This window comes from Comamonas denitrificans, assembly GCF_017368815.1.
GTDB classification, from domain to species: domain Bacteria; phylum Pseudomonadota; class Gammaproteobacteria; order Burkholderiales; family Burkholderiaceae_C; genus Comamonas; species Comamonas denitrificans.
Map to the genome: position 1 here is coordinate 1 of NZ_JAFNME010000030.1, position 22474 is coordinate 22474.

General features: G+C 63.2%; 22 protein-coding genes. 18 read left to right on the top strand and 4 right to left on the bottom strand.

The window, feature by feature from the left end:
• The 8 genes from J1777_RS11820 to J1777_RS11855 all read left to right on the top strand — a co-directional run.
• A partial coding sequence (locus tag J1777_RS11820; protein WP_207575899.1) for a hybrid sensor histidine kinase/response regulator occupies positions 1–1924 on the top strand: 1924 nt, incomplete at its 5' end.
• Between the two features lie 188 nt (positions 1925–2112).
• A complete protein-coding gene (locus tag J1777_RS11825) occupies positions 2113–2706 on the top strand; it encodes a YqgE/AlgH family protein (protein WP_207575900.1) in 594 nt (197 codons plus the stop codon).
• The gene (ruvX, locus tag J1777_RS11830; RefSeq protein WP_207575901.1) at positions 2703–3146 is read left to right on the top strand and encodes a Holliday junction resolvase RuvX; all 444 of its coding nucleotides are present in this window, start codon (positions 2703–2705) and stop codon (positions 3144–3146) included. The genes J1777_RS11825 and ruvX overlap by 4 nt, the downstream gene beginning before the upstream one ends.
• On the top strand, positions 3143–3676 hold the full coding sequence (gene pyrR / locus J1777_RS11835; RefSeq protein WP_207575902.1) for a bifunctional pyr operon transcriptional regulator/uracil phosphoribosyltransferase PyrR: 534 nt from the start codon (positions 3143–3145) through the stop codon (positions 3674–3676). Before ruvX ends, pyrR begins: the two co-directional genes overlap by 4 nt.
• Positions 3677–3689: 13 nt before the next feature.
• A complete protein-coding gene (locus tag J1777_RS11840; RefSeq protein ID WP_207575903.1) occupies positions 3690–4652 on the top strand; it encodes an aspartate carbamoyltransferase catalytic subunit in 963 nt (320 codons plus the stop codon).
• 67 nt (positions 4653–4719) lie between these two features.
• On the top strand, positions 4720–6003 hold the full coding sequence (locus tag J1777_RS11845; protein WP_207575904.1) for a dihydroorotase: 1284 nt from the start codon (positions 4720–4722) through the stop codon (positions 6001–6003).
• A 28-nt stretch (positions 6004–6031) separates the two neighbouring features.
• Positions 6032–6418 (top strand): DUF4878 domain-containing protein, encoded by a 387-nt coding sequence (locus tag J1777_RS11850; RefSeq protein WP_207575905.1) that lies wholly within the window; start codon positions 6032–6034, stop codon positions 6416–6418.
• An 11-nt stretch (positions 6419–6429) separates the two neighbouring features.
• Positions 6430–7014 carry a YiiX/YebB-like N1pC/P60 family cysteine hydrolase gene (locus J1777_RS11855; RefSeq protein WP_207575906.1) on the top strand — a complete coding sequence of 195 codons (585 nt, stop codon included), beginning with the start codon at positions 6430–6432 and terminating at the stop codon, positions 7012–7014.
• A gap of 120 nt (positions 7015–7134) precedes the next feature.
• Here J1777_RS11855 and J1777_RS11860 read toward each other — a convergent pair whose 3' ends face one another.
• Positions 7135–7785 carry a TetR/AcrR family transcriptional regulator gene (locus J1777_RS11860; RefSeq protein WP_207575907.1) on the bottom strand — a complete coding sequence of 217 codons (651 nt, stop codon included), beginning with the start codon at positions 7783–7785 and terminating at the stop codon, positions 7135–7137.
• 165 nt (positions 7786–7950) lie between these two features.
• Between J1777_RS11860 and J1777_RS11865 the strand changes: the two genes are divergently transcribed.
• From J1777_RS11865 to J1777_RS11905, 9 genes are all read left to right on the top strand, one after another.
• Positions 7951–8856, top strand: coding sequence for an ABC transporter ATP-binding protein (locus J1777_RS11865; RefSeq protein WP_207575908.1), 906 nt, complete (start codon positions 7951–7953; stop codon positions 8854–8856).
• Positions 8856–9740 (top strand): branched-chain amino acid ABC transporter permease, encoded by an 885-nt coding sequence (locus J1777_RS11870; RefSeq protein ID WP_423220548.1) that lies wholly within the window; start codon positions 8856–8858, stop codon positions 9738–9740. The genes J1777_RS11865 and J1777_RS11870 overlap by 1 nt, the downstream gene beginning before the upstream one ends.
• A 15-nt stretch (positions 9741–9755) precedes the next feature.
• Entirely contained in the window at positions 9756–10793 is a 1038-nt protein-coding gene (locus J1777_RS11875; protein ID WP_207575910.1) for a branched-chain amino acid ABC transporter permease, read from the top strand.
• Positions 10794–10919: 126 nt separating this feature from the next.
• A complete protein-coding gene (locus J1777_RS11880; RefSeq protein ID WP_207575911.1) occupies positions 10920–12107 on the top strand; it encodes an ABC transporter substrate-binding protein in 1188 nt (395 codons plus the stop codon).
• 131 nt (positions 12108–12238) lie between these two features.
• The gene (locus tag J1777_RS11885; RefSeq protein WP_207575912.1) at positions 12239–13060 is read left to right on the top strand and encodes an ABC transporter ATP-binding protein; all 822 of its coding nucleotides are present in this window, start codon (positions 12239–12241) and stop codon (positions 13058–13060) included.
• Positions 13061–13222: 162 nt separating this feature from the next.
• The gene (locus J1777_RS11890) at positions 13223–15043 is read left to right on the top strand and encodes an AMP-dependent synthetase/ligase (RefSeq protein ID WP_207575913.1); all 1821 of its coding nucleotides are present in this window, start codon (positions 13223–13225) and stop codon (positions 15041–15043) included.
• Positions 15044–15096: 53 nt separating this feature from the next.
• Complete coding sequence (locus tag J1777_RS11895) at positions 15097–15870, top strand: enoyl-CoA hydratase/isomerase family protein (protein WP_207575914.1); 774 nt, start codon at positions 15097–15099, stop codon at positions 15868–15870.
• Positions 15871–15904: 34 nt separating this feature from the next.
• Positions 15905–17092 (top strand): acetyl-CoA C-acyltransferase family protein, encoded by a 1188-nt coding sequence (locus tag J1777_RS11900; protein WP_207575915.1) that lies wholly within the window; start codon positions 15905–15907, stop codon positions 17090–17092.
• Between the two features lie 104 nt (positions 17093–17196).
• On the top strand, positions 17197–18363 hold the full coding sequence (locus J1777_RS11905; RefSeq protein WP_207575916.1) for an acyl-CoA dehydrogenase family protein: 1167 nt from the start codon (positions 17197–17199) through the stop codon (positions 18361–18363).
• Between the two features lie 248 nt (positions 18364–18611).
• Here J1777_RS11905 and purH read toward each other — a convergent pair whose 3' ends face one another.
• The 3 genes from purH to dusB form a co-directional block, all read right to left on the bottom strand.
• A complete protein-coding gene (purH, locus tag J1777_RS11910) occupies positions 18612–20210 on the bottom strand; it encodes a bifunctional phosphoribosylaminoimidazolecarboxamide formyltransferase/IMP cyclohydrolase (RefSeq protein WP_207575917.1) in 1599 nt (532 codons plus the stop codon).
• A gap of 68 nt (positions 20211–20278) precedes the next feature.
• On the bottom strand, positions 20279–20497 hold the full coding sequence (locus tag J1777_RS14375) for a helix-turn-helix domain-containing protein (RefSeq protein WP_341352958.1): 219 nt from the start codon (positions 20495–20497) through the stop codon (positions 20279–20281).
• Between the two features lie 113 nt (positions 20498–20610).
• Positions 20611–21696 (bottom strand): tRNA dihydrouridine synthase DusB, encoded by a 1086-nt coding sequence (gene dusB / locus J1777_RS11920; protein ID WP_207575919.1) that lies wholly within the window; start codon positions 21694–21696, stop codon positions 20611–20613.
• Positions 21697–21875: 179 nt separating this feature from the next.
• Here dusB and J1777_RS11925 point away from each other — a divergent pair, with 179 nt between their 5' ends.
• The gene (locus J1777_RS11925) at positions 21876–22382 is read left to right on the top strand and encodes a YqaA family protein (RefSeq protein WP_207575920.1); all 507 of its coding nucleotides are present in this window, start codon (positions 21876–21878) and stop codon (positions 22380–22382) included.
• Positions 22383–22474 lie beyond the last annotated feature (92 nt).

Here is a 22474-nt window from a genome sequence, read left to right on the forward strand (position 1 = left end):
GGCCACTGCGCCCGCCCCCCTGGCCGCGCCAACAGCGGTGCGTGCAGCCCCCCAATCGGTGGTGCGCGTGCGCACCCAGCTGCTGGACCGCTTGGTCAATGATGCGGGCGAGGTGATGATTACCCGCTCACGTTTGGATGCGCGGGTCGGGCAGCTCAGAAACCTGTTGGGCGAACTGTCCGGCAACTTGGAGCGCTTGCGCTACCAGCTGCGCGATATGGAAGTGCAGGCCGAATCGCAGATGCAATCGCGCCAGCAGCTGACCAAAGACAGCGGCAGCGATTTCGACCCCTTGGAATTCGACCGTTTTACCCGCGTGCAGGAACTCACCCGCATGCTGGCCGAGTCGGTCAATGACGTGGCCACCGTGCAGCGCAACCTGCAGCGCGAAGTCACCGGCGCGGAAGATGAGCTGCTCATTCAAGCCCGCTTGTCGCGTGAATTGCAGCGCGACCTGCTGCGCACCCGCATGGTGGAATTTGACTCGATCGCCGAGCGCTTGTACGCCGTGGTGCGCCAGGCCGCCAAAGACACCGGCAAGCAAGTCAAGCTGGAAGTGCTGGGCGGCACCATTGAGATGGACCGGGGGATTTTGGAGCGCATGACCCCCGCCTTTGAGCACTTGCTGCGCAACTGCGTGGCCCACGGCATTGAAGCGCCCGCGCAGCGCCAAGCCCTGGGCAAGCCCTCGGCAGGCAACATCAGCATTCGCATGCAGCAATCGGGCAACGAAGTCTCGGTGCGCTTTAGCGACGACGGGGCGGGCCTGAACCTTGAGCGCATTCGCGCCAAAGCCATCGAAAACGGCCTGATCGATGCCACCACCGAAGTGAACGCCGCCCGCGCCGCGCAGCTGATTTTCATGCCCGGTTTTAGTACCGCAGAGCAGGTCTCGGGCATCTCTGGGCGCGGGGTTGGGATGGACGTGGTGCGCTCCGAAGTGCTGGCCCTGGGGGGGCGGATTGAGACCTCCACCGAGCCGGGCCAAGGCTCGGTGTTTGAGCTGGTGCTGCCACTGACCACCGCCATGACCCAAGTGGTCATGCTGCGCATGGGCGATTTTGTCGTGGGCGTACCCGCCAGCTTGGTGGAAGTGGTGCGCCGTCTGCCCCTGCCGGAACTGGAGGCGGCCTACCAAAGCGGCACGCTGGTGCAGGCCGATGGCAGCCAGCTGCCCTTCCTGTGGGCCGGTGCGGTGTGGAGCCAATCGCCACGCAGCACCGACAGCACCGGCGGCAAAACCCGCCCGGTCATCATCATCAACAGCGCCTCGCAGCGCCTGGCGCTGCACGTCGATGAAGTCTTGGGCAGCCAAGAGGTGGTGGTAAAAAACCTGGGGGTGCAGCTGGCCCGCCTGCCCGGCTTGGCAGGGATGTCGCTCCTGCCCTCAGGGGCGGTGGTCCTGATCTACAACCCGGTCGCCCTGGTGGCGGTGCATGGCGAAAAAATTCGCGCTCTGGGCCAAGGCCTGCCGGCCATTTTGGACGATGCCCAGGCCAAGCTGCTGCGCCAGCAGTCGGCCGCCCAGGATGTGCAAGCCGGTCGCCCCGTGGTGCAAGCGCCCCTCATCATGGTGGTGGACGATTCGATCACCGTGCGCCGCGTCACCCAGCGTTTGCTGCAGCGCGAGGGCTTTCGCGTCAGCACCGCCGTCGATGGTTTGCAGGCGCTGGAAAAACTGCAGGACGAGCTGCCCGATGTCATCCTCTCGGACATCGAAATGCCGCGCATGGACGGCTTTGACCTGCTGCGCAACATCCGCTCCAGCGAACGCCTGAAAGACCTGCCGGTGATCATGATCACCTCGCGCATGGCCACCAAGCACCGCGACCTGGCCATGGCGCTGGGGGCCAACCACTACCTGGGCAAACCGTATGGGGATGAGCAATTGCTCGGCATCATTCACAGCTATACCGATGCGTAGCTAATGCATAAAGATAGCTGTTAGCGCTGATTTATCAATGATTTTTAGGTTAAAAACCAAAAATTCCTTGTCTATCAAGCGGTAACAGCTATTTTTTTCATGATCATGCCCACCACCAAGCCTGTGCCCGGCCCCAGCCACAGCAGGATCGGCGGGCTTGGCGGCTGGGGGGCATAAAATCGCCGCCTATGTCTGAATCTGTGCTCAACCTTGCCAACCACTTTCTGATTGCCATGCCGCAGTTGGAAGACGAGTTTTTCGCCCGCAGTGTGGTGTATGTGTGCGAACACAACGAACGCGGCGCCCTGGGGCTGGTGATCAACAAGCCCGGCAGCTTGAGCTTCAAGGCCCTGCTGGAAAAGATCGAACTGCCCATGGGCCGCGCCGACTTGGCGGACCACCCCATCTTTCGCGGCGGCCCGGTGCAAACCGATCGGGGTTTTGTGCTGCACGATCCGGTGGTGCTCGATCCCCCGCATGCCGAAGAGGCGGTGTACGCCTCGACGCTCACCATTCCCGGCGGGCTGGAGATGACCACCTCCAAAGATATTCTGGAGGCCGTCGCCCATGGGGCCGGCCCCCGGCGCGTGCTGGTCACCCTGGGCTATGCCGCCTGGGGCGAGGGCCAGCTCGAATCCGAGCTGCGCGAAAACGCCTGGATAACGGTGGCCGCCAAAAGCGACATTATTTTTAACATCGCGCCAGAAGACCGCTACGCTGCCGCTTTGCAAGAGCTGGGGCTGCAGCCTTGGATGCTGCACACCGAGGCAGGCAACGCATGAGTGGCGCTGCCCCCACTGAGGCCGCCAGCGCGGGGCGCTTGGCCATACCGGCGCAGCAACAACAGTTTTTGGCGTTTGACTTTGGCAGCAAACGCACGGGCGTGGCCAGTGGCAACCGCCTGCTGGGGCAGGCCAGCCCTGTCACCACCATCCAAGCTGAAGGGGCTGAGGCCCGCTTTGCCGCCGTGCAACAGTTGCTTGCCCAATGGCAGCCGCAAGCGCTGGTCATTGGCGTGCCCTACCACCCCGATGGGGCCGCGCACGAGAACACCGCCCGGGCGCTGAAGTTTGGCCGCCAGCTGCGTGGCCGCTTTGGCCTGCCGGTCTATGAGGTCGATGAGCGCTATACCACCACCGAAGCCCTGGCCCTGGGCGCAAAAGATGCCGACGCGGCGGCCGCCTGCATCATCTTGGACCAATTTTTAAGGAGTCTTGCATGAATTCCCCCCCCACCGCGCCCCTCACCCCCAGCACCACCAGCCTGGTGCTGGATGCCGAAGCCCTCTACCGCGAACTGCTGCGCGGCGTGCGCAGCCTGATGGGGCCGCAAACGCAGCTGGCGGGCATCACCTCGGGCGGTGCCTGGCTGGCCGAGCGCTTGCACCAGGATTTGGGCTTGGCCCAGCCGGTCAGCGTGCTGTCTTCGGCGCTGCACCGTGACGATTTTGCCCAGCGCGGCATGGCCATGAGTGCGCAAACCCAGCTGCATTTTGATGTGAATGGCGCCGATATTGTGGTGCTGGACGATGTGCTGTACACCGGCCGCACCGTGCGCGCGGTCATCAACGAGCTGTACGACTATGGCCGCCCAGGCAGCGTGCGCCTGGCCGTGCTGGTCGATCGCGGTGGGCGCCAGCTGCCGTATGCCGCCGACTTTGCTGCGGCCCGCATCAGCTTGCCCTCCAGCCAAGTCCTGGCGCTGGCGCGTGCCGACGATGGGCGTTTTCACTTTGCCATTAAAGAAGCTTGAACCGAGGTAAACCGTGCTCGATAAGCGCAACCCCCAACTCAATAAAAACGGTGAACTGATTCACCTGCTGTCGCCCGAAGGCCTGTCGCGTGACATCCTTACGCACATCTTGGACACGGCCAGCAACTTTGTCAGCGTCAATGACCGCGAGGTCAAAAAGCTGCCCCTGCTGCGCGGCAAAAGCGTGTTCAACCTGTTTTTTGAGAACAGCACGCGCACCCGTACCACGTTTGACATTGCCGCCAAGCGCCTGTCGGCCGACGTGTTCACGCTCGATATTGGCCGCAGCTCCACCGCCAAGGGCGAGACGCTGCTGGACACCATCGACAACCTCTCGGCCATGGCCGCCGACATCTTCGTCGTGCGCCACAGCGAATCGGGCGCGCCCTACCTGATTGCCAAGCACGTGGCACCGCATGTGCACGTGGTCAATGCGGGCGATGGCCGCCACGCCCACCCCACCCAGGGGCTGCTGGATGCCTACACCATCCGCCACTACAAAAAGGATTTCACCAACCTGCGCGTGGCCATCGTTGGCGACGTGCTGCACTCGCGCGTGGCGCGCTCGGACATCCACGCCCTGCTGGCGCTGGGCTGCCCCGAAGTGCGCGTGGTCGGCCCGCGCACGCTGGTGCCGGCCGATCTGGCGCAAATGGGCGTGCGCGTGTTTCACAACCTGGAAGAAGGCATTCGCGACTGCGACGTGATCATCATGCTGCGCCTGCAAAACGAGCGCATGAGCGGGGCGCTGCTGCCCTCCAGCCAGGAGTATTTCAAAAGCTTTGGCCTCACGCCCGAGCGCCTGCAGCTGGCCAAGCCCGATGCCATCGTCATGCACCCCGGGCCAATCAACCGGGGGGTGGAAATTGCCTCCTCGGTGGCCGATGGGCCGCAGTCGGTCATCCTCTCGCAAGTGACGTTTGGCATCGCCGTGCGCATGGCGGTGATGTCCATCGTGGCCGGGAATGAAGCGTAAAAACATAAAAAACAATAGCTATTAGCGCTTTACTGGTAAGCGTTAAAGCCATTAAATGGTGAAAACAATGCACATATTGATTCGCAATGGCCGCGTCATCGACCCGGCCTCGGGCCTGGACCAAGTGGGGGATGTGGCGATTGCCGACGGCAAGATCGTCGCCGTCGGCACGGCCCCGCCCCATTTCACCCCCACACAAACCATCGATGCCAGCGGCTGCTGGGTGCTGCCCGGCTTGGTCGATCTGGCCGTGCGCCTGCGCGAGCCGGGGCACGAGCACGCCGGCATGCTGCACAGCGAAATGCAAGCGGCCGTGGCCGGTGGGGTGACCAGCTTGGTGTGCCCGCCCGATACCGACCCCGTCTTGGACGAGCAGGGCTTGGTGGAGATGCTGAAATTTCGCGCTGAAAAACAGCACAAAGCCCGCCTGTTCCCCATGGGGGCGCTCACCCAAGGCTTAAAAGGCGACACCCTGACCGAAATGGCCGAGCTGACCGAGTCGGGCTGCGTCGCCTTTGGCCAGGCCGATGTACCCATGGCCAACACCCAGGCGCTGGCCCGCGCCCTGGCGTATGCCACCACGTTTGGTTTTTCGGTGTGGCTGCGCCCGCTGGACAAAGACCTGGGCAAAGGCGTGGCCGCCAGCGGCCCCAGTGCCACGCGCATGGGGCTGGCCGGGGTGCCAGTGGCCGCCGAAACGATTGCCCTGCACACGATTTTTGAGCTGATTCGCGGCACGCAAACGCGCGTCCACCTGTGCCGCCTGTCCAGTGCGGCCGGGGTGGCCTTGCTGCGCCAGGCCAAGGCCCAGGGGCTGAATGTGACGGCCGATGTCTCCATCCACTCGCTGCTGCTGACCGATGCCGACATTGGCTATTTCGACAGCAGCGCCCGCCTGATTCCGCCGCTGCGCCAGCAGGCCGACCGCGACGCGCTGGCCGCCGCGCTGGCCGATGGCACCATCGACGCGCTGGTGTCCGACCACACCCCGGTGGAAGAAGATGCCAAGGTCAAACCCTTTGCCGAGGCCGAGCCTGGGGCCAGCGCGGTCGAGTTGCTGCTCTCGGCCGCCATCCTTTGGAGCCAGCGCGACGGTGTGCCCCTGCTGCGGGCGCTGCAAACCATTACCAGTGCGCCCATTGATGTGCTGGGCTCGGCCGTGGATGCCTTCCTGGGGCGGCTGGAAGTGGGCGGCCCGGCGGATGTGTGCATCGTCGATCCGCAAGCGCACTGGACTGTCCAGCCCAGTGCCTTGCTCAGCCAGGCCAAAAGCACGCCTTTTAACGGCATGCAGTTGCCGGGCCAGGTGCGCACCACCTTGGTTGATGGTGCGGTGGTGTTCAGCCGCTGATTGATTTTTTTACAAAAAGGGGGAGCGCATGATTTCACGCAGAGTGTGTTTGGCAGCCGTGGTGGCCTTGGGGCTGACGGCCTGCTTTGGCAGCGGCCCCGAGGCCGCAGTGCAGGGCTTTTACGGTGCGGTGGCCGAAGGCAATACCGATAAGGCCATGGGCTTTTTGGCGCTGGAGAGCGTCTCGGCCAACGAGATGATCATGGTCAAAGGCAAGATTCAAATGATGGTGGCCGCCGGCAAAACCCAAATGGATGCCAATGGTGGCCTTCAAGGCGTAAAAATCACCAACCAGCAAGAACAAGGCGAAAACGCCCTGCGCGTGCAGTTGGAAATCCTGTTTAAAAACGGCAAGACCGACCAAGACAGCATGAACCTGGTCAAGCAAAAGGACGGCTGGAAAATCAAGCTGTAATGCGGTTGTCCATGCTGCAACTGCTGCAACGGGCTGCTGTGGGGGCAGCCCTTTTTTACGCCCAGGCGCTGGCCTGGGCCCAGCTGCCGCCCCAAGCCCAGGCCGGGGATTTGATCTTTCGCCAGGGCACCGAGGCCGTCAGCCACATGGTGCGCACCGTCGATCAAGGGCTGTACAGCCATGTGGGCCTGCTGGTGGGCCAGGCCGGGGCGTGGCAGGTGGTCCACGCCACGCCGTCGGAGCGCCCAGGCCAGCCCGATGCGGTGGTGCTCGATAGCCTCGCGTTTTTTCTGGCCCCTGAGCGCGCGCACGCCTTTGCCATCTACCACCTGCCCCAGGCCAGCGCCGCGCAGCGCCAGGCTGCGGTGCAATGGGCACTGGCCCAGCAAGGGCGGCCCTTTGCCCTGCAAGAAACCGGCACGGGCATTTACTGCACCACCTTGGTCTGGCAAGCCTGGCAGCGCCTGGGGCTGGATTGGCAGGTGCGCTTTACGCCGGTGGATATCCCGTGGTTTCGCGGGCGCTACTTGCTGCCCAGCGCTTTGGCGGCATCGCCCCAATTATTAAAATTAGAAGCTGTTACCGCTTACAAATAAACGCTTTATCGGTTGTTTATTGAAAAATTCTTTTTATTTATAAGCGCAAGCAGCTCTTATTATTAAAAAACAGGCGGGATGAGTGCCGCCATCACCCCTGGGCACTGCAACCACCATGGTCTATTGGCTGTGCGCCGGGCGGGCCAGCACCCCTTGCAAGAGCAGCTGCGTGCATTGCTCGATGATCTGGTCGGCACTGTAGGCCCCCGTAGGCTGGTACCAGCGGGCCAGCCAGCTGAGCGCTCCTTGAATCACAAAGGCCGTAACGGTGGGGTCGCAGGGGGCCAGCAGCCCTTGTTGAACGCAGTCCCCCACCAAGTGGCGAAATTGCAAATTGATTTCGGACTTCATGCGCCGCAGCTCCTTGCGGCTGTCCGGCGGAAGAACCTCATCGCCCACGCGAATCAGGCAGATGCCAAACGGCTGCGTCGCCATCTGCCCGTAAACATGCATGCAGTCGTGCAACTGCTCCAGCGGCCCCCGGCCACTGCGTCGGGATTCCTCCATGTTATCCAGCATCAACGCCAAGGCCGTCTCCATGCAGGCAATCAGGATTTCCTCCTTGTTTTTCACGTAGTAGTACAGCGTAGGTTTGCTGACGTTCAAGTGGGCCGCCACATCGTCCAGCGATGTCGCGTGAAAACCGCGCTCGTTGAACATTTGCGCCGCCACATTCAGCACCGCATCGCGCTTGGCCTGGCGTTGCTCGGCACGGGAGGGGCCTTGTGGCCAGGGGGAGGGGGGCGCACTCGATAAAGGTTTTGCATTCATATGCTTCCTTGCTCCTTTTTTTGTAAGTATCGGGTAATTACCGATATTCAGAACCGTCTGACACACCAAGAATCTACTCTCAAGTAACTTAGTTTACGTAGAAGTAGAAACCCTGACCTGTACCGCTTTTGGCAAGCCATTGCAAAGCGCCCTTCAAGGAACGTTATGGAGACAACCATCGGCCAGCCCAGCGAGGGTTCCCCCTTGCTGCAAGTCAGCGATGTAACACTTGCCTTTGGCGGCGTAAAGGCGCTGTCGGGCGTGGGCTTTGCCGTGCAACCCGGCTCAATCACTGCGGTGATCGGCCCCAACGGGGCGGGCAAAACCTCGCTGTTCAACACCATCTCGGGCTTTTACCGGCCCACCAAAGGCAGCATCCGCTTCCGTGGCCAGGACATCACCCACACCCCGGCACCGCAGCGGGCCAAGCTGGGGCTGGGGCGCAGCTTTCAGAACATTGCGCTGTTTCGCGGCATGACGGTGCTGGACAACATCAAGCTGGGCCGCCACGCCCACCTCAAAAGCAATGTGTTCGATGCGCTGTTCTACCGGGGCCGCGCCCAGCGCGAGGAGGCGCAGCTGCGCCGCGAGATTGAGGAGCGCATCATCGACTTCCTGGAGATCGACCACATTCGCCACGCGCCTGTCTCGGCCCTGTCCTACGGCCTGCAAAAGCGCGTGGAAATGGCCCGCGCCCTGGCGATGAAGCCAGAAATTTTGATGCTGGATGAACCCGTGGCCGGTATGAACCGCGAAGAGACCGAAGACATGGCGCGCTTCATCCTCGATGTGCGCGCCGAGTGGGGCGTGACGGTGCTGATGGTCGAGCACGACATGGGCATGGTGATGGACCTGTCCGACCACGTGGTGGTGCTCAACTTTGGCCAGGTGATTGCCCAGGGCGTGCCCGCCGTGGTGCAGGCCGACCCCGAGGTGAACCGCGCCTACCTCGGCTCGGGCAACGTCCACGAGCTGCGGGCCAAGCTGCAAGCAGCCGCCCACCCGGCCACCGCTTTGACAACTGCCGCTGCCGCCACCCCGGTGGCCGCTCACCAGGGGGCATCTGCATGATGGATTTTGACTGGGCCTATCTGTTCGAAATCAGCCTGACCGGCATTGCCGGTGGCGGGCTGTATGCCCTGGCCGCGCTGGCCTTTGTGCTGGTGTACAAGGCCACCCGCGTGGTCAATATCGCCATTGGCGAGATGCTGATGGCCGGGGGCTATCTGTTCTTCACCTTCGCCGCGATGTGGGCGATGCCGCTGTGGCTGGCCATTCCTGCTGCCGTCCTGGCCTCAGGGGTGCTGGGGGCGGTGATTGAGCGCACCGTGATCCGCCCGCTGCTGGGCGAGCCGCCGATTTCCGTCTTCATGGTCACCGTCGGGCTGGGCTCGGTGCTGGTCGGGCTGGTGGAGATGATTTGGAGCGCCGACCAGCGCCGCCTGCCCGATTTCATGCCCTCCCAACCCATCATGGTGGGCGATGCCTTCCTCGCGCCCAAGGTGTTCTGGGGCGCGGTGGTGGCCGCCGTGTTCATCGCGGCCGTGCTGCTGCTGTTTCGTTACTGGCGCGGCGGCGTGGCGCTGCGGGCCACAGCCAGCGACCAGGGCGCGGCGTACTCGGTGGGCATCAACGTGCCCCGGGTGTTTTCGCTGGCTTGGGTGGCATCAAGCATGCTGGCGGCGATCTCGGGAATCATCGTCGGCTCGATCGGCGGCATTTCTTCCAGCATGGGGGTGTTTGGCCTGTCGGTGCTGGTGGTGGTCATCGTCGGTGGGCTCGACAGCGTGCTCGGGGCCTTGGTCGCCGGGTTATTGATTGGCTTGGTCGAGGCGCTGGCCGGTGCCTACCTGGGCGGCGAATACAAGCTGTTGGCCACCTTCATCGTGCTGGTGTGCGTGCTAATGCTGCGCCCCTACGGCCTGTACGGCACCCGCGATATCGAACGACTGTAAAAGGAACACTGTCCCATGCGTATCGGAACCTTCAAGGAAAGCTACGTCGCCGATGCGGCGCTGTTCGACTCCCGCACCCAGCACGCCTGGCTGGCCGTGGCCGCAGTGCTGCTGCTCGTCTTTCCCTTCGTGGCCAGCGATTACTGGCTTTATATGGCCTGCTTGGTAGCCATCAACGTGGCCAGCGCCACGGGCCTGAATATTCTGACCGGCTACACCGGGCTGGTCAGCCTGGGGCAGGCGGCCTTCATGGGCCTGGGGGCCTACACGGTGGCCATTTTGCAAACGCGCTACGGCACGCCGTTTTTATTCAACCTGCTGGCCGGGGGCGTGGTGGCCATGCTCGGCGGCATGGTGGTGGGCATTCCGTCGCTGCGCGTCAAGGGGCTGTACTTGGCCATCGTGACGATTGCCGCCTCGTTCATCGCGCACTTTTTGTTTGCCAACTTTGATTTCACGGGCGGCACGGCGGGCATTTCCATGCCACCGGCCTCGCTGTGGGGCATGGAGCTGGACACCTCGTTTCGCCTGTACTGGCTGATCGTGCCCATCATGGTGCTGATGCTGCTGGGCGCGGCCAACCTGTTTCGCACGCGCATCGGGCGGGCTTTCATCGCCATTCGCGACCGCGATATTTCGGCCGAGGTGCTGGGCATCCCGCTGCTGCAATACAAGCTGCTGTCGTTTGCCCTGTCCTCGTTCTACGCCGGGGTGGCCGGGGGGCTGTGGGCCTATTTCTTCCGCGTGGTCACGCCTGAGAGCTTTCCGCTGACCATGTCCATCTTCTTCCTGGCGGCCATCATCGTCGGCGGCATGGGCAGCATTCTGGGCGGCATTTTGGGCGCAGTGTTCATGACCATGGTGCCCGAGCTGCTCAAGCTGGCCGTCGATCTGCTGCCCGGCGGTGCCTCGCTGGCGGTGTTCCTCTCACCCGTGCGGCTGGTGATTTTCGGGGCGCTGATCATTGGTTTTCTGGTCTTTGAGCCGCTGGGCCTGGCCGAAATGTGGCGGCGCACGCGCCGGTTCTTTCACCTGTGGCCATTCAAGAACTAGCCACACCTTTTGTGGCCACTTCAAAGGCAGCCACACCTTTTGTGGCCACTTCAAAAGCAGCCACACCTTTTGTGGCCACTTCAAAAGCAGCCACACCTTTTCACGACAACATCCAAGGAGACAAACATGAACCAGCAAGGAATTTCCCACCGCCGCCGCAGCCTGATGCTGGGCGCTGCCGCCGCCGGTGCGGCCGCCCTGACGCACCCGCTGTCGGTGCTGGCGCAGGCGGCCGACGAGATCGTCATCGGCGGCTCCATCCCCATGACGGGTGTGTTTGCCTTTGCCGGCGTGGGCATCAACGCCGGGATCGAGGATTACGTAAAAATCGTCAATGAGGCCGGCGGCATTGCCGGGCGCAAAGTGCGCTACGTGCCCGAGGACACGGGCTACAAGGTGGATGTGTCGGTGGCCACCTTCAAAAAAATCACCAGCCAGAACAAGGTGAACCTGTACTACGGCGACTCCACCGGCTTTGCCAAAACCATCAACCCCGAGCTGGAGCGCAACGGCAACATCCTGATGGCCGGGGCCTCATTCGCCAGTGAGCTGAACGACCCGAAAAAGTACCCGCACCAGTTCCTGGTGGGTCCCGATTACACCGAGATGTTCGGCATTCTGCTCAAGCACATTGCCAAGGAAAAACCGGGTGCCAAGGTGGCCTTCGTCTATTCCGACTCGGAATTTGGCCGCGACCCGATTGAAAAGAGCGAGGCCGAGGCCAAGCGCCTGGGCCTGTCGGTGGCCATCAAGATCATGACCCCGGCCGGCAGCGTGGATGTCTCCACCGAAGTCATCAAGCTGCGCCGCGCCAAGCCGGACTACACCATCTTCCACGGCTACATCCTGGCGCCCATCCCCGAGTTCATCACCCAGGGCAAGCAGCAGGGCATGACCAGCCAATGGATGGGCACCTTCTGGACCATGGACAACTCCACCGTCATGAAAATGGGGCCGGATGGCGACGGTTTCATGGGCGTAATGCCGTTTCGCTACTACTACGACACCGAGCCCGCGCCCATGCTGGAAAAAATCCGCGCCATGCGCCCCGAGTACCAGAGCGTGCCCTACATGCAGGGCTTTGTCGCGGCCATGCTGTTCCTGGAGTCGGCCAAGCGCTGCCTGGAGGCGAAAAAGCCCCTGACCGGCGACAACATGAAGGCCGCCCTCAACAGCCTGAAAGACTTTGACACCGGCGGCGTGATTGGCGTGCCCATCACCATCACCGGCAATTCCATCCCCGTCGGGCGGGTTTACAAGGCCGACATGAAGGCGCAAAAAATGCTGCCCGCCTCGGATTGGATTCGCCTGTAAACGGCCCTGTCACAAGCTTTATTCATAGCTGTTTGCGCTTATTAAATAAGGTTTTTAGGTATTTATTTATCAAAAACGATTTATTTATCAGCGTAACCAGCTACTGAACCCACAACCTACCCGCCGATGCCATGATGCCCAAGCCTACCGATCACGTCCTCGAAGTGAACAACATCGAGGTCACCTACAACAAAGTCGTGCAAGCCCTGCGCGGCCTGTCGCTGGCCGTGCCGCGCGGGCACATCGTGGCCCTGCTGGGCAGCAACGGGGCGGGCAAAAGCTCCACGCTCAAGGCCATCTCCAACCTGCTGCCGCTAGAAGATGGTGCCCTGGCCGGGGGCGGCATCCGCTTCAACGGCCAGGACACCACCGGCATCGCCCCGCAGGCGCTGGTGCGCCGGGGGCTGTCGCACGTGATGGAGGGGCGGCGCATTTTCGAGGACCTGACCATCGAGGAAAACCTCATCGCCGCCACCTATGCGTTGAGTGGTCGCCCCGGCGCGGGTCGGCCCGATTTCGACCTGGTCTATGAATACTTCCCGCGCCTGCACGAGCGGCGCCGGGGGCTGGCCGGCTACCTGTCGGGCGGCGAGCAGCAGATGCTGGCCATTGGCCGCGCCCTGATCGCCCGGCCCGCGCTGATGCTGCTGGATGAGCCCTCGCTGGGCCTCTCGCCCAAGCTGACCGAAGACATCTTCGCCATCATCGCCCGCATCAATGCCGAGCGCGGCACCTCGATGCTGCTGGTCGAGCAAAACGCCACCGTGGCCCTGGCCGTGGCGCACAGCGGCTACATCATGGAAGGCGGCAAGATCGTCATCGACGGCACGGCCGAGCGCCTGGCCAGCGACCCGGACGTGCGCGAGTTCTACCTAGGCCAGGCCGGCAGCGGCGAGGCCAAAAGCTTTAAAGACATCAAACACTACAAGCGCCGCAAGCGCTGGTTGTCATGAAACATCCCCCTGAGGCGCTTCGCACCTTCCCCCTTCTCTCGCGCTTACGCGCGGGAAGGGGGACGCCACCAGCGCGGCGGGGCGGCCCTTGCGCGGTGGCCCTGGGCCGGGCTGCGCCAGTTTTCAAGGCCTCGTGCCGCATGACGTTCAATGGATAACGCAATGAACCTTCCCGAACTGACCCTGCCCCAGATGCTGCGCGAGCGTGCCCGCCAGGATGCGCAGCGCGTGGCCATCCGGCAAAAAGACTTTGGCATCTGGAAGCCCTTTACCTGGGCGCAGTACTACGAGCGCTCCTGCCACTTCGGCCTGGGCCTGCTGGCGCTGGGCCTGCCCACGGGCGGCCATGTGGGCGTGATTGCCGAAAACCGCATCGAATGGGTGTTGGCGCAAATGGGCGCGGGCCTGGTCGGGGCCGTCACCGTGGGGGTGTATCCCACCAGCCCGTCGCCCGAAGTGGCCTACGTGGTCGGCCATGCCGACATCTCCATCATGGTCTGCGAAGACCAAGAGCAAACCGACAAGGTGCTGGAGGCGCTGGCCGAACTGCCGCGCCTGCAGAAAATCATCGTCATGGAAACCAAGGGCCTGCGCAGCTTTGCCCCCGAGCACCGCGCCCTGATCAGCACCTTTGACGAAGTAGAAGCCCTGGGCCGCCAGGCCCATGCCCAAGCCGGCGCAGCGCAGATCGAGCAGGTGCTGGCGCAGCAAACGCTGGACGACATCGGGCTGATGATCTACACCTCCGGCTCCACCGGCAAACCCAAGGGGGCGATGATTTCCTGGCGCAACATGCGCGGCGTGGCCCCGGGCATCATCGAGCGGCTGCAACTGGGACGCGACACCTCGCACCTGTCCTACCTGCCGCTGTGCCACGTGGCCGAGCAGATGCTCACCACCTTCTGCCCGCTGTACCTGGGCTCCACCGTGAACTTTGGCGAATCCATCCGCACCGTGCAGGAGGATTTGCGCGAGGTGGCCCCCAGCATGTTCCTGGGCGTGCCGCGCATCTGGGAAAAGCTGCACTCGGCCATCACCATCAAGATGCTGGAGACCGGGCCGCTGCGCCGCAAGCTCTACCAGCAGGCCCTGGCCGCCTGCACCCCGCTGGCGGAAAAACCGCGCAGCCAGTGGACGCTGACCGAACGCCTGGGCTACGCCTGGCACTACTGGCTGGTGCTGCGGGCGCTGCAAAACTTCATCGGCCTGCGCAATGCCAAAGTGGCGCTGACTGGGGCCGCGCCGATTGCGCCGGATGTGGTGCGCTTTTTCCGCAGCATTGGCGTACCGCTGATTGAGGTGTACGGCCTGACCGAATCGACCGGCATGGTCACCGGCCACCGGCTGGATGACGTGATCGTCGGCACCGTCGGCCCAGTCATCGACGGCGTGCAGTACCGCATTGCCAACCCGGACGACAACGGCAGCGGCGAGTTTCAAATTCACGGCGACATGGTGTTTGCCGGCTACTACAAAAACCCCGAAGCCACGGCGCAAACCATTGTCGATGGCTGGCTGCACACCGGCGACGTGGTGCGCGAGGTTGGCGGGCAGATCAAGATCGTCGATCGCCTCAAGGACATCATGATTACCGCCGGGGGCAAGAACCTCACGCCGTCCGAGATCGAGAACACCATGAAGGCCAGCCCCTATATCAAGGAATGCATCGTCGTGGCCGATGGCCGCAAATACGTGGCCGCGCTGGTGCAGATCGACATGGAGACCGTCGGCAAATGGGCCGAGGCGCGGCGGCTGGCGTTCACCCACTTTCGCTCCCTGGTGGAAATGCCCGAGGTGCGCCAACTGGTGCAGGACGAAATCGCTACCGGCAACGCCAAGCTGGCCCAGGTGTCGCACATCCGCAAGTTCCACCTGCTCACCAAGGAGTTGGACCACGACGATGGCGAAGTCACCGCCACCATGAAGGTGCGCCGCTCCAGCATCTACAAAACCTATGCCGCCGAGATCGAAGCGCTGTATTGATTGCAAAAAAGCCGAAAAACCCTTACGCATAAAGCGAAAGCAGCTATTTATTTATGACCCATCCTTTGCTCTTTTCCCGTGCCGACGGCATCGCCACCCTGCAGTTCAACCGCCCCGCGCAGCTCAACGCCCTGGATGTTCCCACTGCCCAGGCGCTGCTGGCGGCCGTGCAGGAGATTGCCGCCGACCGCAGCGTGCGGGCCGTGCTGCTCAAAGGGGCCGGGCGGGCCTTTGTCGCCGGGGGCGATCTGGCCACCTTGCAGGCCAACCCGGTGCAAGGGGCCCAGGATTTGCTGGAGCCGCTCAACGCGGCCGTCACCTTGCTGCACGGCCTGGATGCCCCGGTCATCGCCCAGGTACACGGCGCTGCCGCTGGCGCAGGCCTGTCGCTGATGCTGATGTGCGATTTTGTGCTGGCCGCCGAAGGCACGAAATTCAACCTGGCCTACATCAACCTGGGCACCAGTTGCGACGTGGGGGCCTCCTGGGCACTGCCACGCTTGGTCGGCCTGCGCCAGGCGCTGGAGATCGCCCTGCTGGGCGAGGGCTTCGACGCCGCCGAGGCGCTGCGCCTGGGCCTCATCAACCGCGTGCTGCCCGCTGCCGAACTGGACGCAGCCGCCCAGGCCTTGGCCCAGCGCATCGCCAGCGGCCCCACGGTGGCCTATGGCCAGATGCGCCGTCTGCTGCGTGACAGCCTGACGCGCGATTTGCCCGCACAGTTGCAGGCCGAGGCGCAGGCCTTTCTGGCCTGTGCCAAGACCCCCGATTTCAGCGAAGGCGTTGCCGCCTTCTTGGCCAAACGCCCCGCGCAATTTGCGGGCTGAACATCGGCCTCATGCCCACCCCCAAGGAGAATCCATGACCATCCGCGACATCTTCATCGTCAGCACCGCCCGCACCGCCATCGGCACTTTTGGCGGCAGCCTGAAAGACGTGCCCAACACCCAGCTGGCCACCACCGTGGTCAAGGCCGCCATTGCCCGCGCCGGTATCGCCGCCGATGCCGTGGGCCACGTCGTTATGGGCAACGTCATCCCCACCGATACCAAAGATGCCTACCTGGCCCGCGTGGCCGCCATCGACGCGGGCTGCCCCATCGAGACCCCGGCCTTTAACGTCAATCGCCTGTGCGGCTCGGGCCTGCAGGCCATCATCAGCGCCGCCCAGGCCATTGCCCTGGGCGATTGCGACGTGGCCATCGGCGGCGGCAGCGAATCCATGAGCCGGGGCCCCTACTTCGACCAGGCCGCCCGCTACGGTGCGCGCATGGGCGATGCCAAAAGCATCGACTACATGCTGGGCATCCTGCACGACCCCTGGCAAAAAATGCACATGGGCATCACCGCCGAAAACGTGGCCGAGCGCTATGGCATCAGCCGCCAGATGCAGGACGAACTGGCCGTGCTCAGCCAGCAACGCGCCGCCGCCGCCATGGCTGCCGGGTACTTCAAAGAGCAAATCACCCCCGTGGAAATCGCCACGCGCAAGGGCGTAGTGCTGTTCCAGGAAGATGAGCACGTGCGCGCCAGCACCACGCTGGAGACGCTGGCCGGCATGAAACCCGCCTTCAAGAAAGACGGCGGCACGGTCACCGCTGGCAACGCCTCGGGCATCAACGACGGGGCCAGTGCCGTGGTGCTGGCCACGGGCGAGCGCGTGGCCGCCCTGGGCCTCAAACCCCTGGCCCGCCTGGTGGGCTACGCCCATGCCGGGGTGGAGCCCGCCTACATGGGCATCGGCCCCGTGCCCGCCACGCGCAAAGTGCTGGAGCGCACCGGCCTGAAGCTGGCCGACATCGACGTGATCGAGGCCAACGAAGCCTTCGCCGCCCAGGCCTGCGCCGTGGCGCAAGAGCTGGGTTTTGACCCGGCCAAGGTGAACCCCAACGGCTCGGGCATCTCGCTGGGCCACCCGGTGGGGGCCACCGGCGCCATCATCACCACCAAGGCCATTGCCGAGCTGCACCGCACGGGCGGGCGCTACGCGCTGGTGACCATGTGCATTGGCGGCGGCCAAGGCATTGCCGCCATTTTTGAACGCGTGTAAGCGTTTAAGCCTGTGGGAGCGGATGGCCCGCTCCCATTTTTTAAGCATTTTTGGCCTTTAGCCCTTTACTAGTAAGCGCTAACAGCTCTTATTTTTATCATCCTATGCTGCCCCATACCCTGCTGACTGCCGATGCCCAGGCCGAGCTGGCCCTGTTCACCGATGCTTTGGAGCGCTTTTGCGACGCCGAGATCGAACCCCATTACCGCGCCTGGGAAAAAGCCGGCATCGTGCCGCGCGAGCTGTTTTTGAAAATGGGCGACAACGGCTACCTGTGCGCCGATGTGCCCGAGCAGTACGGCGGCAGCGGGGCCAACGTGCATTTTTCTTTTGCCGTCATCGAAGTGCTGGCCCGCCGGGGCTACGGTGGGCTGGTCGGCGGGCTGGAAGTGCACAGCGACATCATTCCCCCCTATTTGCTGCACTGCGGCACCGAAGCCCAGCGCCAGCATTGGCTGCCGCGCCTGGTCAGCGGCGCAGCGGTGGGGGCCATCGGCATGACCGAACCGGGCGCGGGCAGCGATTTGAAGGCCATTCGCACCACGGCCCGCAAAGAGGGCGATGGCTACGTCATCAACGGCAGCAAAATTTTTATCAGCAACGGCCAGCACTGCGACCTGATCGTGCTGGCCGCCAAGACCGACCCGGCCGGTGGTGCCAAGGGCGTGAGCCTGTTCCTGGTCGATACGCAAACCCCCGGCTTCTCGCACGGGCAGAACCTGGAAAAAATCGGCCAGCACGCGGGCGACACCTCCGAGCTGTTTTTCAACGACCTGCGCGTGCCAGCCGATGCGCTGCTGGGCGGCATCGAAGGCCAAGGCTTCACGCAAATGATGCGCGAGCTGCCACGCGAGCGCCTGGTCATCGGCGTGCAATCCGTGTATGGGGCCCAGGGTGCCCTCAACGCCACGCTGCGCTACGTGCAAGAGCGCCAGGCCTTTGGCCAGCCGCTGGCCCAATTCCAAAACACCCGCTTCACCCTGGCCCAATGCGCCACCGAAGTGGCCGCTGCGCAGGCTTTTCTGCACGCCAGCATCGCCGCCTACGAGCGCGGCCAGCTCACGCCCGAAGCCGCCAGTGCCCTGAAGCTGCACACCACCGAAATGTTTGGCCGCGTGGCCGATGCCTGCCTGCAACTGTTTGGCGGCTACGGCTACATGGCCGAATACCCTATCTCGCGCTTCTGGACGGATGCCCGGGTCATGCGCATCTACGGCGGTACCTCCGAAATCATGAAAGAAATCGTGGCGCGGGGGCTGTTGAAGCCCTAAGAACGTGTTCACGATCTCCGCGCGAAGGGGTGCGGGATGCGGATCGGGATGGGCTGCAAGGCGCAAACCACAGCAATAGCTTGGCTATTGCGAGGATTTGCAACGCCGCAGACCGCCCGAGGCCGCGACTGCACACCCATGAGGAGATTGTGAACACGTTCTAAGCGCCTAACAGCGACATAAAAAAAGGCCCGGCAGCCAACACTGCCGGGCCTTTTTGCTATTTCAGCAAAGCGAGAGGCTGCCCATCAATGGCGGAAGTGGCGCACGCCGGTGAACACCATGGCCACGCCGCGCTCGTTGGCGGCGTCGATCACTTCCTGGTCACGCATCGAGCCGCCAGGCTGGGCCACGCAGGTTGCGCCCGCATCGACCACCACGTCCAGGCCGTCGCGGAAGGGGAAGAAGGCATCGCTGGCGACCACGGTGTTTTGCAGCGAGAGCTTGGCCGCCTCGGCCTTGATGCTGGCGATGCGGGCCGAGTCCAGGCGCGACATTTGGCCTGCGCCCACGCCCATGGTCATACCGTTTTTGCAGAAGACGATGGCGTTGCTCTTGACGAACTTGGCCACTTTCCAGGCAAACAGCAGGTCTTGCAGCTCTTGCGGTGTGGGCTGCTTGATGGTGACGACTTTGAGGTCAGCCAGGGCCAGCTCGTGGTTGTCGGCGGTTTGCAGCAGCAGGCCGGAGCCGACGCGCTTGGATTCGATGGCGTTGCGGCCCTGCTCCCAGTTGGTTTTACCGCCTTGGGGCAAGGCGATTTTCATCAAACGCACATTGACCTTGGGCTTGAAGATTTCCAGCGCTTCGGCGGTGAAATCGGGGGCCATCAGCACTTCGACAAACTGCTTGACCACGGCTTCGGCGGCGGCCTTATCGACGGTGCGGTTAAAGGCGATGATGCCGCCAAAGGCGCTGGTGGGGTCGGTCTGGAAGGCCTTGGCGTAGGCTTCGTGCGCGTCTTTGCCTACGGCCACGCCGCAGGGGTTGGCGTGCTTGACGATGACGCAGGCGGGCTCGTCAAAGCTCTTGACGCATTCCCAGGCGGCATCGGCATCGGCGATGTTGTTGTAGCTCAGTTCCTTGCCCTGCAGTTGTTCGCCGGTGACCAGCGAGCCGGGCGCGGGGACCAGATCGCGGTACAGCGCGGCCTGCTGGTGGCTGTTTTCGCCATAGCGCAGGTCTTGCAGCTTGATGAAGTGGCCGTTGCTCTGGCCGGGGAACAGGGCGCGTTCGGGCACGTAGTTCTCGGAGAGTTTTTCGTCCTCAAACTGAACGCTGGAGAGGTAATCGCTGATCGCGCCGTCATATTGCGCAATGCGGTTGAAGGCGGCCACGGACAGGGCAAAGCGCAGCTTGTCGCTTAATTTTCCGGCGGCTTTCAGCTCGGCCAGCACGGCGGCGTACTGGTCGGCAGCGGTGACCACGCCCACATCCTTCCAGTTTTTGGCGGCGCTGCGCACCATGGCGGGGCCGCCGATGTCGATGTTTTCAATCGCGTCGGCCAGCGTGCAGCCGGGCTTGGCCACGGTGGCTTCAAAGGGGTAGAGGTTCACCACCAGCAGGTCGATGGTGTCGATGCCGTGCTCTTTCAAAGCCGCCATGTGCGCGGGCAGGTCGCGGCGGGCCAGCAGGCCGCCGTGGACCTTGGGGTGCAGGGTTTTGACGCGGCCATCAAGCATTTCCGGGAACTGGGTGACTTCGGCCACCTCGGTCACGGGCAAGCCGGCATCGGCCAGCAGTTTGGCGGTGCCGCCGGTCGAGAGCAGTTGCACGCCCAGGCCATGCAGGGCTTGGGCAAATTCGACAATGCCGGTCTTGTCAGATACGGAAAGAAGAGCTTTCATCGCTTGGTTTTTCTATAAAGTTAAGATAAATATTGCCTAAATCGTTTAAATACAAACGCTCACAGCTATCAAATTAATTCGTGCTGGAGCAGTTTTTTGCGCAGGGTGTTGCGGTTCAGGCCCAGCCACTGGGCAGCGCGGGACTGGTTCTGATCGGCCTGGGCCATGACCTCTTCCAGCAAAGGGCGTTCGACCAGGCGCAGCACCATGTCGTACACATTGCTGGGGGCTTCGCCGCCCAGGTCGTCAAAATAGGCTTGCAGGCTGGCGCGGATGCTGGCTTGCACGTCGCTGGCCGGATGGGTGCTGGCGGCAGGACTGGTCGTGGTTAATGGGGTGGCTAACGGGGCCGTTAGCGGGGCGGCTAACGGGGTGGTCAATGGGGGAGTGGACAGGTCCATCACGCGGCCCCCTCAATCACAGCTTGCAAGGTTTTCTCCAAAGTCAAAGGGTTTGCGCCCGGTGCAGTCGCAGGCCTGCCTTGGGGCAGGCGCTCCATCTGCTGGCCCAGGCGCAAAAAATAGTCGTTCACGGCCTGGGTTTGCGCGGCGCAATCGTCCAGGGTGTTGGTGTGGCGGCGCAGGGCATCGCCCCCAGGCAAATCGCGCACATACCAGCCAATGTGCTTGCGAGCGCTGCGCACGCCGGTGGCGCTGCCGTACAGGCGGTAGTGGTCGTCCAAATGTTCCAGCAGCAAGCCGCGCACTTCTTCCACCAAGGGCGGGGCCAGATGCTGGCCGGTGGCCAGGTAGTGGGCAATTTCGCGAAAAATCCAGGGCCGCCCCTGGGCAGCGCGGCCCACCATCAGGGCATCGGCCCCGCTGGCCTGCAGCGCAGCCTGGGCGGTTTGCGGGCTGGTGATGTCGCCATTGACCACCACCGGGATGCGCACCGCTTGCTTGACGGCGGCCACCGTGGCGTATTCGGCCTGGCCTTTGTAGCCCTGCTCGCGCGTGCGGCCGTGGATGGTGAGCATTTGCACGCCCACCGCTTCAAAGCGCCGGGCCAGGGCCACGGCGTTTTTATGCGCCTCGCACCAGCCGGTGCGCATTTTCAGCGTCACGGGCACGCCATGGGGCGCACAGGCGGCGACCACGGCAGCGGCAATTTCTTCGGCCAGGGCTTCGTTTTGCATCAAGGCCGATCCGGCCCATTTGTTGCACACCTTCTTGGCCGGGCAGCCCATGTTGATGTCAATGATCTGCGCCCCGCGCTGGATGTTGAACACCGCTGCCTCGGCCATCATGGCGGCATCGGTGCCAGCAATTTGCACGGCAATCGGCCCGGGTTCGCCCGCATGGTCGGCGCGGCGGCTGGTTTTCAGGCTTTCCCACAAATCCTTGCGCGAGGTGACCATTTCGCTGACGGCGTAACCTGCGCCCAGGCGTTTGCACAGCTGGCGAAAAGGCCGGTCCGTCACCCCGGCCATGGGGGCAACAAACAGCGCATTGGCCAGCGTGTACGGGCCTAATTGCAAGGAAGACATGCGATTGAAGAAGGGGGAAAAAGAAAAAACCTGCCACACCAGTTGCAGGTAAACACAGTCAAAACGTGAAAGAGGGGTATTGTAGCTGCTCATTTTTTGGGCAGCCGCTTGCGGTGAAAAACTCATCCGCCCAGCACGCCTTCTTGCCAAGCTTGTGCCCACCTACACTTATTGCCCTTATGGATGCTTGGATTCCCACCCTTTTGCACTGGCTGGCCCTGCCTGAATTTGGCTTGAGCACGGTGTTTGTCATCGCCTTGATTTCTGCCACCTTGTTGCCCATGGGCTCAGAGCCGGCGGTCGTTGGCCTGTTGCAGCTGCGGCCTGATTTATTTTGGCCAGCCATTTTGGTGGCGACCGCAGGCAATACGCTGGGCGGCATGATCAGTTGGTGGCTGGGGCGCATGGCCCACCAGGCCTGGCAGGCCACCCACCCCGCGGCCGCCGCCAAAGCCGCTGCCATGCACCCCCAACGCAGCCGCCACAAACAGCTGGCCCACGCGTGGCTGGTCCGCTGGGGGGCCAAAACCTGCTTACTCAGTTGGTTGCCGATTGTGGGCGACCCTTTGTGTGCCGTGGCCGGGTGGCTGCGCCTGCCGTTTTGGGCTTGTTGCGGGTACATGGCGATCGGCAAATTCTTGCGCTATGTGCTGATGACCAGTGCCGCGATGTGGGCACTGGGCTAGCGGCCACCCCTGTCCCCGCACTGTCCCCGCATTTACTGCCGTGGCGGCAGGTCTGCGGCTAAGATTTGCCCTCCCCTTTCTTTGCTGCCAAG